We start from the raw sequence: 12859 nt of genomic DNA, 5'->3' as shown, positions 1-12859 counted from the left end.
AAATGATTCTTGAGAAACTTAAACGATCTAATAAAAATCAGGCGAGTGTAAAGGGTAAGTCTTTTACACCCTACATGATCATTGTTATGACCAGTCATAATGATCTCATAGAGCGAGTTAATAACTATTTTTCTGCTTACAACGTGGATATTATAGATTATAAAGACGATATTCATTCGTTAGAAAATCTATTCAACTTACATTTTAAGTCAAAAATTTACGTCATCACTGATGAGATAACGTTAAGAGAAAAAGAAGGGTTCTCAAAGTTTTTAGAAGTGACGAGTGGCCGAGTTGGTACACTTATTTACGGTGAACGGGAAGACCTAGATTATTACTGGTCAATGAAATCACTCGGTATCAACGAGTACACTTGGTACACCGACACATCCAAGCAAGTTTTTAATACCATTTTGTGGTTTTTCGGTATTTTAAAATCGAATAGTAGCCACTGGTTTTTACTTTCTGACACGACTCAGCTGCACGGTGACAAGGTCTTACACTATGTATATGAAAATTGGCGTGAATACGTTAAAAAAAGACCAAGCTTAAATACATTATTTATCAATTTGGATGTGTTCAGTATTTCTTTGGATGCGCGTATTGGTAAGAAAGCCGATCCTAAAATTATCAATATGTTGATTAATGGAGAGACCGTTGATGCAAAAGCGGCAGAAGAATATATCATTAAGGTCGATGATAACTTTTCTTACTTCTCGATTGATGTCCTACATCAAACCACCCTACATTCTATTGATAAGATAGCTAGTAAGTTGATGAGTTTTTTCAACCTATTTGATGGCGATTTTTCGTATATATTTATTTACGTTCCATTTTATCTTACTAAAATTGAACTCTTTCAGCAACTTGTCGAGAAATCTGACAATATCACTATGGTTACAGATGCCTCGCTCGAGTCAGTATATATGCTCAAGTACCTCATTGAGCAAGAGATTAAAGCAAGAAATAAAAACATAAAAACATTTCAAATTAAGGCTAACAAAGAGAGTCGTTATTTGTTAGATAAAAGCAGTATTTATAAAAAAACTGGACAAAGAATTTTATATAATTTTAACCCTGATAATAAAAAACGATTTTTTAATACTAAAGATAGTAAGAATGAAATTATTACTAGGCTGGTGAAAAATGATTGATTCAAAAACATTTATATTATGCCGAAAATTTGTATTAGAGCATATTGATATCACGGATATTCAACATGAAAATGATGACGTTAAAAGCAACACTATTTACGCGACAGTTAACGAGTTTCTTTCAAGTTATTCGGCCATTCTTACTGAGTCTGACCGCCAAAAATTAACCAAAGAGATCAAGGATGATATTTTTGGCTATGGTCCTTTGGAAGACTTATTAAGTGATAACACTATAAGTGATATTATGGTGAACAGCTTGACCGAGACTTTTGTCGAACGTAACGGAAAAATCTCTCGAGCCTATGATGTGACTTTTCAGAATGAAGATCAGGTCTTACGTATTGCAACAAAAATTGTATCTCCTATTGGTCGTCGCATTGATGAAAGTTCGCCTATGGTAGACGCACGCTTACCTGATGGGAGCCGTGTAAACATTATTGTTCCACCAGTTGCTCTGGATGGTTGCAGTATCTCCATCCGTAAATTTCGCGAAGATAAGCTCGATATTATTGATCTCGTTCGCTATGAGTCAATGACGGAGGAAATGGCACTGTATTTAAGTGTAATGGTGCGTTCTGCCGCTAACATTATTATTTCCGGGGGGACTGGTTCGGGTAAAACAACCTTACTTAATGCTTGTTCCAACGAAATTACTGAGGGACATCGAGTCGTAACTATCGAAGATGCTGCCGAGCTTCAATTGCAGCATGAACATGTTGTTCGTCTTGAATCACGTCCTGCGACTAGCGAAGAATCTGGCGAGGTCTCTATCCGCTCTCTGGTCATCAATTCGCTTCGTATGCGTCCCGACCGAATTATTGTCGGTGAGTGTCGTGGGGATGAGGCATTTGAAATGCTTCAAGCGATGAACACTGGTCACGATGGTTCCATGTCGACCATACACTCGAATAATCCGAAAGATGCATTAATACGTATGGAAAGCATGATAATGATGACAGCCAGTAACTTGTCGCCAGAATCTATCAAAAAGCAGATAAGCCAAGCGGTCGATATCATCATTCAAACTAGCCGCCTGATTGATGGCCGTCGAAAAATCACTCATATAACTGAGGTCGGTAATTTTGATGGTGGCGTTATTGCGACTCAAGATCTATTTGTTTATGACCACAAAACTGATCGACATGAAAACGAGGTTAAATCCACTTTGCTTGACAGAAAAGTAAAGGCAGCTGGGTTGGAAAGTGAACTAGCATTGGTATTTACTGATGCTTAACAAAAGTAAAACGATAGACGATTATATTGAAGACGCAGAGCTTCCCGATCTCGAGGAAGTCAGTAAATACGAAGAAGTAAAAAAAGAAATTAATGATTTTTATATTAAATATCTAAGTCAGAATATCTTAGTTATCTTCTTCGAAATATACGGGCTTGGTACTTTCGTCATGCATTGTGGCGTCATCTTGTTCTACGTATCTTTTATGTTTTTTGTGAGCAGCACATTCGATCTTTCTTATTTAAGCACACTGATTCTTGTGGGCATTGTTGTATCATTAGGTTGCTTTTCTATTTTGAAAGAGTATCACGCTAAGCTTAGTAATTATTTTGAAGATAAGTTTGCCTTTTCATTGAGAATGATTAGTCGAAATTTAATATCTGGCAGAACAATTGCTGCATCGATTGAATCTGCTTCTCGTCATACGATGGGAAAAATCCGTATTGAGTTTGAAAGAATAATTAAACAAATTAATGCCGGAAATACGCTCGAAGAAGCGTTAACAACAGGTGAAAATATCTACCCTTATAAAGGCTATACGGTATTTAGTGCCAACGTAAAAATGAGCCTTAAGCGTGGTGGTAGCATTAAGGATTCTTTAGATGAGCTCGCTCAAGATCTTGTGGCATCCCAAGTTATTCGTAAGAAGACGTTGTCTTTGACGTCTGAATCGCGAGGAGCAGCTAAAATATTAGCAGTTCTACCATTCATAATGCTTCTTGTTCTTAAAAGCTTTGCTGTTGAAAACTTCGAATATTTGTTCGGAGAACAATATGGCAAGTACATAATTATCTATGTCGTTACAAGTGTAAGTATCGGCTTTGTTTTAATCAAACGAATGATTGACAGTGTAGCGCTATGATTATTGCCATTAGTATTCTACTTTTTTTACTAGGAACAATTGTTTTTATACTTAATAGTAAAAGTATGAAAGAAGAACAAGAATATGTTGACAACTTTAAGTTCATGATTTCAGATCACGATAGTAAGCAAGAATATTATAATCTGTTTAATCAGATTTCTGAGCTGAAGGATATAATTGATGATAGCATTTATTTGGTTATAAAAAAGTTTTTGTCAGGAAACGAGCTTTACACAATGTTGTCATCTGGTGGCTTAGTCAATAAAAAAAGTAAAATTAACTTCTTTCTTATTTATCTAATCGAAACAGTAATTGCTCTAGGTTTGTTTTATTATCTGACTGAAGACAAAACAAAGTTTTTTATGTTTATTTTAGGATTCTTAGTCATAAATAACATAGCAGTTAAAATGTTTTTTAAGAAGTTTTTTGTAAATGTTGAAAGGCTTAGAACCAAGACAAACTTTACATATTTTTTGGACTTATTAGCGACAGCTACAAAGTCAGGTATGACAGTAGAATTAGCTCTCGTTGCTGTATCTGAATATATTGGAAATATGTCATCTTCACTATCAAACTACATCAAAATCTACTCGAACGATATTTCTAACAACGGCTTTAGTATAGCAGGAGAAAATCTGCGCAAAAGCCTTGATTTACCAGAGGTACGCGATTTTACAGCAGTGCTGGAAAATGCGTTAGAAAGTGGTGCACCAGTCACTGATGCTTTACGTGTTTTGTCAAAAGAAATCCGAAATTTTCACTTTATCGAAACCGAGGAAAAGATAGGCAAGGTGAACGCAAAGATGGGCATACCACTTATTCTATTCATCATGTTTCCAATTATCGTCGAAATCATCGCTCCTGGCGTATTGAATCTATTGAGTAAAATTTAATGAAAAAAAATTTTTTTTGTTCAATCGTTCTTCTAACACTCTTCGGATGCCAATCTACAGGCAGTAATTATGAAAGTGTAGAACTTGCGTTCAATTTAAAAAGCTACGATAAAGTTATTACCCAGCTTTCAGATAAGAAAAAAATCAGTGATAGAGAGAACTTTCTACTGGCATATTCATTTTATAAAAATGGCAATGGAGATAGAGCTATTTATGTTTTAAGTACGAAAGAAAAACTCAATTATGACGACTTGTATTTGCTCGCGGTGATCTATTTAGAAGACGGTGATAATGAAAAATCTAGAAATTATCTCGATAAAATTAAGAAAACTCCGGAATATCAAGTAAATAATAAGCTTTTAGCAAAAGTTGATAATTTGTATTTAGTTTCACAATGTGAAGACCTGGGGAAAAAAAAATGTAGCGAAGAATTTGTTACTTTGAGTAGAAAATACCCTACATCAGAAAGTATTTATAATAATATGCTCCTTTCTCGATTTGCTTACAAACCTGATGATAAATCCAATTTTTTGAAGATTTATAACTCGTATGAGACAGGTACTAACGACATTGAATATGTTGTCTTAGCTGGTGTTGTTGCAGGTCAAGATGAAATGGTCATTGATCTTCTCAACAAAAAATATAAAGACAAAGCAAAGGCCTTGTTGATTTATGAAGATATTAAGTACACAACACTTAAATGATGAGGATGGCATAGCTTCAATTGAGGCAATATTTACTATACCGATCATCATCTATATATTTATTCTTATTGCGGGTTTTTTTCAGTATGTAGGAAATGAGAGTGTATTAAACTACAATATTACTCGTGCAGTCCAACTATTCGACTACTCATCCATCGAGAAAGATAACAGCCTGGATCAATCAAAGGCTAATTTTCTAAAGGTGTTAAATGAAGATGTGAATCGAAATTATATTAGTATTAACTCAAGCTCTCTGAATTTTAGGTGCTTTAAAAATGTTGATGATTTGGCTGAGCGTACTAATGAGATGGATTGCAGTCAAAGCAATATCAATAATACGAACCTAATCCTTATTTCTTTCGATTTTGACTACAAGAGCTTTTCACAATTGTTTTCAACGATATATCCATCTGCCTTCTTAGGCATGGAAAGAGAACTGGTTATTGTCAATGAAATTTATTAAGTCAGAGTATGGTGGTATTGCGATTGAGACAACTCTCCTTGCGCCGATTTTGTTTTTCACCTTGTTATTAACTATGCAATATGCGGCTTCAACCGCATTGAAGCTTGAGATGTCAGATATGGCTTATCAAGCCGTTGAAGTGATCTCTAATCGTCGCGATTTATTCACAGGTGACCTAAAAGAGTCTGAAGTACATAAGTTGTCAGATATTTTTCATCTCGAAGACCGAAAAATCTCGATTATCGTTGAAGAGTTAGCTTATGGAGAGATCAGAAGTGGTCGTCAAAAGTATAAGAAAATCCAAATTAATAATGACATCGATAGTAAACCCTGTGACATAGATTCATCGTTGCTCGAGCTTCCACCCATTACCAATGCTTACAACAAGTATCACTCTGTCTACAGGGTGACGTTGTGCCGCAACATTTCTGCGTTCAATGCCACTGAGATACCAGAAGAGGCTTATCAGTGGTTCGAAGTCAAGTTTTCTTCCACTCATTATGGGAAACATCACTAATGCGAAATCAAAAAGGATCGGTTACACCACTTGTGTTGTTGGTCATGTTATCGGTCATTGTGTTTGCCTACTACTCATATGATATGAGCCAAAGTTATTTAGCTGCAAAAGTTCAGATTAATACGACGAGCGAACTTAACGACCTTACTGCTATTACCGGTGACCCTAAACATAATGTAGAGAAGCAAGTTGCAAGTTTAAATGGCATCAATGTAAATGGTTCGAATGCCGATTGGACTTTCGAAAATCATGATGATGATGAAGTGGTTTATATGACTACCACTTTACCCATGCGACAACATCGCAAATTAACCCTCGGTTTGAGCGAGGGGCATAATAGCTCGTTTGCTGTTGACGCCAAAACTATTCGAGCAAAACACTATGAAGATTTGAACGTCATTGTCGCCGTTTCCAATGATCCAAAAACCAAGGCAATTGTGAACGAAGTCAAATATTCGCTCAATGATGCCCTTAAGTCGCTTTTTGCCAAAACTGACTCATCGCTTACCGTGATTCCTTATGGGTATCGGATCAATATAGATGGTAAATGTTGGACCACGTTCCCTCGTGGTGATGGATTCTCATTTCAATGGTGGGAGAAATACTTTGTACAAGTTGACTTGCTCAAAAACCTTGAGAATCAAAAGTCTTCGATTGAAAAAAATATATCGAATGCGAATTCCCTGATTGCTCAAAAACAGAGAAAAATTAAACAGCTTAGAGCAGAGCTCGCAGAAGCTAATCCAGAAGATAAAGATAGGTTAGAGGAGCAAATAGCAGAATTAGAGCATCAGATCAAAAACTTAAATGAAAATATTGAGGGATATGAGTCTGATTTAGAGGATAAAGTAGAACAGGTTGATAAACAAAAAGAAGTGGTAGAAGACTTAGAATCTACCCCTTACTTTGACGAATATCATGATCTGGCCTTTCATTACGCTAAGTCCAAGTATGAAGGTGATAGCTACCTTTATTTAGACAACTACTTTGATGAGTTTTTAGACTCCAACGGGTATCACTATACCGACTACGACGCTATCGCGGACTCTGAACGGACAAAGATAAAGAACCTGGACAACCTAAAAGTGACAAGAAATAAATACTTCGGAAATTCAAGATCTTGTCCAAGTCAGAAAATTATTTCAAATTCGACTGACTACAAAAAATTTCTATCGATAGTTAATAGTATGGATTTCGGAGATACTTTTTTTTCACCAGTACAAGGTTTTAATTACTCATTAAAAAAAGCATTTAATCTTAAAAATAAAAGAACAGTGGTGATTAATATTACTTCTTTAGATGATATTCACCTGACTGATCAGGATCAAGAGAATGAAGATAAAGATATACTGAGCAGGTTTTGCGGCACGGTGAAAAATAAATATGTTAATCAAACATCCGCCAAATCAATATTCATTGTTGATACAAGCTCTAATATTGAAGATATTGAAGGATTAGATTGTACTAAGACCTGGAATGAATCAACAGGTATTATTAATATTGATGAAATCGACGAAGACGAAAAACTCACTGACAGAATATCCTACGAACTTTTACAAGAATCTAGCTCAACTTATATTGGAAATGAAAACGATGAAGAATAAATCATATTTTTTAAAACTTGTTATGATGCTGATACTCATGTCTAGCCACATTGCTAATGCGCAAATGTCAGTTGAGAGCTGTGATACTTATTTGATCCCAAAAAATACCATGAAAGATGGTAACTATTACTCATTTATGGGACGCACGATCGAATCTCACTCAGCTCATAGTTATGTCCTAAAGGAAAAGCTTAGTGACATGAAAACATCTGCTTATAATATTTGTGAACAAAACGATTTCTCATATTTACATAGAACTTTAAATGCCAATAACTTTAAGCACCTTACCACTATTTATTTTGATACTGCATTGTACGAAATTAGCGAGTCCGATTTATCCCATATCTCTTCGACAAATGAATTCATTGATGCTGATGCTCTGCTTGTTGTAGCTTCATCTTCGGTTGTTGGAGACTCGATATATAACTTAAATCTATCACTCAAACGTGGTAACCAAGTGGTCGAAAAACTTAAAGGTAGAAAAGATATATTCTTTATGAACTTAGGTGCTTTTGGGCAAGACAACTCTAGAGCAAATGATGAGTTTTATAAGTCTAAACGTCGTAGCGTTTCTATATATGGATTAACTTATGAATAAAGAGGTATTTTGGACTGTTGATAAACATAAAAGAAGTTTATATGGAGAAAATGGGGTTGATATTCATTTTACAAAATATGAATTTAATCTTTTCTATAACTTATTAAACAGTCATGGTGAGATTTGTTCTAGCGATTCTATAATCGAAGAGGTTTGGGGTAGCGAAAATGAAGGTAATTATCGACCGGATAGCTCAAACCTAATTCAGTTGATTTCGAAGACAAGAAGACAGCTTAAACCGCTTTCACAAATAATGGAAATTAAAAGCCAACGTGGTGTTGGCTATTATTTAACATTAAGAGATAGCTATGAGTTTAACGGTAACGAAATCACTTATTCGGCGAATACAATATTCGATCGTGATCCTGAGTCTGAAAAGAGATACCGTTTTTTCCAATATCATTTTCTCAAAGAAGTTTTTAGTATTAACGAAGACCGTGAATTTAGATTTAGAGATCTGGTCTTTGTTTTCCTTATTTCAATTTTTTTAGTTGGAATGATGCTAAGCCGAAGTACTATTGATTTCCCCAAGTTATCATCAGAATCTCATTTAAATCCATTGCAGTTAGATAAATGCAATATCGATGCAAAAGCGATATTTGCGAGTGAAGAAATCGAGTGCAACGATATTTCAAACTTTGCTTTTGATAAGCAAAGTTCATACGTCATTAGCAAGGTTAAGGGAGATGTCTATGTTACTTCGTTGTAAGAAGAGGGATCTTTTGGTCGTTTTGATTTTTGCCTGTTTGGGAATTGTTATGCTCAATGTATCCGAAAGCTCTGGCATTTCGAATCGTTTTTCAGCGAGCATTACTACCAATAAGGGCATTCACTTCGATTACCTAATTGATGTGTTGAATGAGAAGAAAATGCTCCTTCAGTCGACAGTCAAGGTTGATAACAAAAGCTACTCTTACACTAGGCTTTATGAGTTAGTAAAACTTGGAAAAAACACGTATGTTATCAGTGAGAAAGGCCCAGGAGAGAAGCTGGAAGAGACATTTGAGCAAGCGTTCAAGTATGATTTTTTTCATCCCGTCCAGAAATTGGCGCTTTATACCTTGTCTCCGAGAGCGCTTGTTGTTGCTTCAGAGGGTAAATTTATTCTGGCTGATACTCAAGATAAGTGATCTCGGCGTAGCTCGTTGTTCGATATAGTTTGATGTTTATTGGAGATCTTTTAGTTTAACTACTTCCGGGTTTGTCTTATAAAGCTACATAACAAAGGGCTTTAGAACTTGATGCCTCATAGAGTGCGCAATACGCTCCGCTGTTTGAGCTATGATAGAGTCACCCACGTAAAGCGAACATTTAGAAAAAGACAAAAAGAAACCCGATATGAACCAGTACGTAAATGATCCATCCAATTACCAGCTGCTAATTAAAAACTTGCTGTTTTCCCCGGTTGCCTTCAATCCAGAGCAAGAAATCGTCTACGCGAACCACCGTCGTCACAGCTACAAAACGTTCCATGATCGAGTGCGGCAGTTTGCTAACGCACTTACAAAGATGGGAGTGAAGAAAGGCGATACGGTTGCGGTCATGGATTATGACTCGCACCGTTATCTTGAATGCTACTTTGCGATTCCTATGATTGGCGCCAAGCTCCACATGGTCAATGTCCGCCTGTCTTCAGAGCAGATTCTCTATACGATAGACCATGCTGAAGACGATATTCTTCTCATTAATGAAGAGTTTCTGCCAATTCTAGAACAGATCAAAGGTCGTATTGATACGGTCACGCGCTACCTAGTATTACGTGATAATGATCAGTGTGAATATGAGCGTCTTATTCAGCACGAAAGTACCGAGTTCAATTTCCCCGACTTTGATGAAAATACGGTTGCAACGACCTTTTATACCACGGGCACAACAGGTTTTCCGAAAGGCGTGTTCTTTACTCATCGCCAGTTAGTGCTGCATACCTTGGGTATATTGAGCACAATCGGAACTGGTGTTTCTCAAGGCCGTTTACATCAAGGTGATATCTACATGCCGATTACGCCGATGTTCCATGTTCATGCTTGGGGGCTTCCTTACATGGCGACCATGCTTGGTGTTAAACAGGTTTACCCGGGTAAGTATGTACCTGATGTTCTGATGAATTTGATTGAGCATGAGGGGGTAACGTTCTCTCATTGTGTGCCAACCATACTACATCTGCTTTTGAGCTCACCAAAATCTAAGTCGATTGATTTCTCCGGCTGGAAAGTGGTGATTGGTGGTGCGGCGCTACCAAAAGCCTTGTGCAAATCTGCCCTTAAGCGTGGTATCGACGTATTTGCTGGTTACGGAATGAGTGAGACAGGCCCGATTTTATCTATTGTCCAGCTGACTCCTGAACAGCTTGAACTTGACCTCGTTGAACAAGCTGAGTTTCGCTCTAAAACGGGCAAGACAGCTGCGATGGTAGAAGCACACATTGTTGATGATGAAATGAATATACTCCCTAACGATGGTGAAACAGCTGGGGAAATCGTAGTACGTGCACCTTGGTTGACACCGAACTACTATAAAGATAATAAGAACTCTAAAGCTTTGTGGCACGGTGGTTATCTACACACTGGTGATGTGGCCCATATCGACAACGAGGGCTTTATCAAAATCACCGACCGCGTAAAAGACATGATTAAAATATCTGGTGAGTGGGTGAGTTCTTTAGAGCTAGAAGACATTCTACACCAGCATCAAGCGGTGTCTGAAGCCGCTGTGATAGGCATGCCGCACAACAAATGGGGTGAGGTGCCGTTTGCGCTGGTGACTTTGAAAAAAGACGCTGAGTTATCAGAGAAAGAACTGCTGGGCTTCGCCAAAGAATTTATCAGCAAAGGTATTCTTGCCAGAGAGGCTTTACTGCTCAAAGTTAAGTTTGTGGATGAGATTGCAAAGACCAGCGTAGGAAAAGTCGATAAGAAAGCGCTGCGTAAACTTTATCTATAATTACTAAGAGCATCAATTATTCGTGACGGCAAGTATTGAAGATGTTTGAGTCCGACCCATAATATTCGGCCCCGATACAATTTATGTATCGGGGCCGTTTTTTATTTAATTTAAAGAAAGTTTTAGTCAGACCAAACCTTGCTCTTTCGCCATGCGTTTGGCGATGCTTGGTGCTTTCCAAATACTTGGCAGTAGAATGAAAGAAACGGGTACCGCTGTGATCACAATGAAAGACTGCAAAGCAGAGATACCGCCAGAGCCCATTGAAATCAGTGCGATTGCGACTGCTCCCATCATTATGCCCCAGAACGAACGAATCACGGCATTCGGCTCATCAGAGCCCGTCATTACTACGCTGATGGTGTAAGTCATCGAGTCACCTGTCGTCACGATAAAGGTCGTCGTCAGGATCAAGAACAATACCGAAATCACCATTGGATATGGTAGCTCGGATGTAATTGCAAGCAGTACAGCCGGGAGATTAAATCCTTCAAATGCTGATGAAATCAACCCCGGGCTTTCTAGCTCAAAAGCTAAGCCACTGCCACCCACAATGCTGAACCAGAAGCAGGTAATCAAAGGTGCTGCGATGCTGATAGAAAGAACCAACTGACGTATGGTACGGCCGCGTGAGATACGCGCGATGAAGATTGCCATCATCGGGCCATAACCAATAAACCAACCCCAGAAGAATACTGTCCATCCACTTAGCCATGCTGTGTCACCACGGTAAAGTGCCATTGGGAAAAAGTTATCCACCATGCCACCGATACCTTGTACATAGCCATCGATAATAAAGCTGGTTGGGCCAAAGAACAGGAGGTAACCTATCAAGGCAACAGACAACACGATGTTGTAACGGCTCACAAGTTGGATACCTTTACTTACGCCGCTTAGCGCAGATAAGGTGTACATGAGAATTGCAGCGACAATCACGATACTTTGAGTCATGAAGGTATCTGGTAAACCAAACAGAGAATTCAATGCGTAGCTGATTTGTAAACCAAGGAAACCGATTGGACCTATGGTGCCTGCTGCGACGGCAATGATGCTGCAAGCGTCTACCACATCACCTATCCAGCCGTTAATGGCTCTGTCGCCTAATACTGGATAAAGTAGCGTACGTGGCTTGAGTGGTAAGCCCTTATCATAATGAAGGTGCATTAACACTATCGAAGAGAGGCAGCCTAAGATGGCCCAAGCAAGGAAGCCCCAGTGCATGAAAGATTGAGAAAGCGCGTTGATCGCAGAAGCTCTTGGTGACGCTTCTCCGTACAAAGGTGGCGCGGAAACAAAGTGAGCAATTGGCTCAGCCGCAGCCCAAAAAACGCCACCACCTGCTAGTAGGGTACAAAGTACGATCGACAGCCACTTGAAGGTGTCAATATCTGGTTTCGCTAGACCACCCAAGCGCACGTAACCTGTACGACCTAGTGCAATAGCCAAACCAATAAGAAAATTCAGAAGAAGCAATACTTGCCAGAAAGCGCCGAAGTATTGAGTCGCAAAACCAGAGCCTGCGTTAACCATTGCGGTCAAGGAGTCTGTATTCGTAAGAGCAAGCAGCACAAACACAGAGAGGAAGCTACCACTTAACCAGAATACTGGGTTGGTAAGTTCGAGACGTTTTAGGAGGGATGGAGGATGAATCGCAGAATAGTCTGCTTCCTTAACAGGAGCATGAGAGGCGGCGTTCGTCATATTTGACATAATTACTTCGCTTTTTAGGGCTCGGAAGCCGTGCATTTCCCCCACACAAATAGCTCGAAAAGTGTGAGGATGTTCAAAAAGCTGCTGATGTTAACACGTTGGGTTACTCAATATAACCATAAAACTTCAAGAAATGTGGTTTCCATTGTCAAATTACTGATTTATGGTTAAAGAATTTTT

The 12859-nt window shown here is 38.3% G+C and carries 13 protein-coding genes; 12 read left to right on the top strand and 1 reads right to left on the bottom strand.

The window, feature by feature from the left end:
- Positions 1-2: 2 nt before the first annotated feature.
- From AND4_RS05875 to AND4_RS05820, 12 genes are all read left to right on the top strand, one after another.
- Positions 3-1154: a hypothetical protein gene (locus AND4_RS05875; RefSeq protein WP_009842008.1), complete on the top strand. Its 1152-nt coding sequence runs from the start codon at positions 3-5 to the stop codon at positions 1152-1154.
- Complete coding sequence (locus AND4_RS05870; RefSeq protein WP_009842007.1) at positions 1147-2388, top strand: CpaF family protein; 1242 nt, start codon at positions 1147-1149, stop codon at positions 2386-2388. Before AND4_RS05875 ends, AND4_RS05870 begins: the two co-directional genes overlap by 8 nt.
- Positions 2381-3250 carry a type II secretion system F family protein gene (locus AND4_RS05865; protein WP_009842006.1) on the top strand — a complete coding sequence of 290 codons (870 nt, stop codon included), beginning with the start codon at positions 2381-2383 and terminating at the stop codon, positions 3248-3250. The genes AND4_RS05870 and AND4_RS05865 overlap by 8 nt, the downstream gene beginning before the upstream one ends.
- Before the next feature lie 65 nt (positions 3251-3315).
- Positions 3316-4143, top strand: a complete 828-nt coding sequence (locus AND4_RS19305; protein ID WP_186004047.1) for a type II secretion system F family protein — start codon at positions 3316-3318, stop codon at positions 4141-4143.
- Positions 4143-4847, top strand: coding sequence for a hypothetical protein (locus AND4_RS05855; RefSeq protein ID WP_009842004.1), 705 nt, complete (start codon positions 4143-4145; stop codon positions 4845-4847). The genes AND4_RS19305 and AND4_RS05855 overlap by 1 nt, the downstream gene beginning before the upstream one ends.
- Entirely contained in the window at positions 4816-5310 is a 495-nt protein-coding gene (locus AND4_RS05850; RefSeq protein WP_009842003.1) for a hypothetical protein, read from the top strand. The genes AND4_RS05855 and AND4_RS05850 overlap by 32 nt, the downstream gene beginning before the upstream one ends.
- Positions 5297-5827 (top strand): tight adherence pilus pseudopilin TadF, encoded by a 531-nt coding sequence (gene tadF, locus AND4_RS05845; protein ID WP_009842002.1) that lies wholly within the window; start codon positions 5297-5299, stop codon positions 5825-5827. The genes AND4_RS05850 and tadF overlap by 14 nt, the downstream gene beginning before the upstream one ends.
- Complete coding sequence (locus AND4_RS05840; RefSeq protein WP_009842001.1) at positions 5827-7431, top strand: hypothetical protein; 1605 nt, start codon at positions 5827-5829, stop codon at positions 7429-7431. The genes tadF and AND4_RS05840 overlap by 1 nt, the downstream gene beginning before the upstream one ends.
- Positions 7421-8029: a hypothetical protein gene (locus AND4_RS05835; protein WP_009842000.1), complete on the top strand. Its 609-nt coding sequence runs from the start codon at positions 7421-7423 to the stop codon at positions 8027-8029. Before AND4_RS05840 ends, AND4_RS05835 begins: the two co-directional genes overlap by 11 nt.
- Positions 8022-8738 (top strand): winged helix-turn-helix domain-containing protein, encoded by a 717-nt coding sequence (locus tag AND4_RS05830; protein ID WP_009841999.1) that lies wholly within the window; start codon positions 8022-8024, stop codon positions 8736-8738. Before AND4_RS05835 ends, AND4_RS05830 begins: the two co-directional genes overlap by 8 nt.
- Positions 8739-8787: 49 nt before the next feature.
- The gene (locus tag AND4_RS05825; RefSeq protein WP_144017040.1) at positions 8788-9159 is read left to right on the top strand and encodes a hypothetical protein; all 372 of its coding nucleotides are present in this window, start codon (positions 8788-8790) and stop codon (positions 9157-9159) included.
- A 208-nt stretch (positions 9160-9367) separates the two neighbouring features.
- On the top strand, positions 9368-10969 hold the full coding sequence (locus AND4_RS05820) for a long-chain fatty acid--CoA ligase (RefSeq protein ID WP_009841997.1): 1602 nt from the start codon (positions 9368-9370) through the stop codon (positions 10967-10969).
- A 126-nt stretch (positions 10970-11095) separates the two neighbouring features.
- Here the strand turns inward: AND4_RS05820 and AND4_RS05815 are convergent, their stop codons facing one another.
- Positions 11096-12679, bottom strand: coding sequence for a BCCT family transporter (locus AND4_RS05815; RefSeq protein ID WP_009841996.1), 1584 nt, complete (start codon positions 12677-12679; stop codon positions 11096-11098).
- Positions 12680-12859 lie beyond the last annotated feature (180 nt).

It is taken from the genome of Vibrio sp. AND4 (assembly GCF_000171815.1).
Classification (GTDB): Bacteria; Pseudomonadota; Gammaproteobacteria; order Enterobacterales; family Vibrionaceae; genus Vibrio.
The sequence above is the reverse complement of the archived record's forward strand: the minus strand, read 5'-3'. Positions and strand labels throughout refer to the sequence as shown.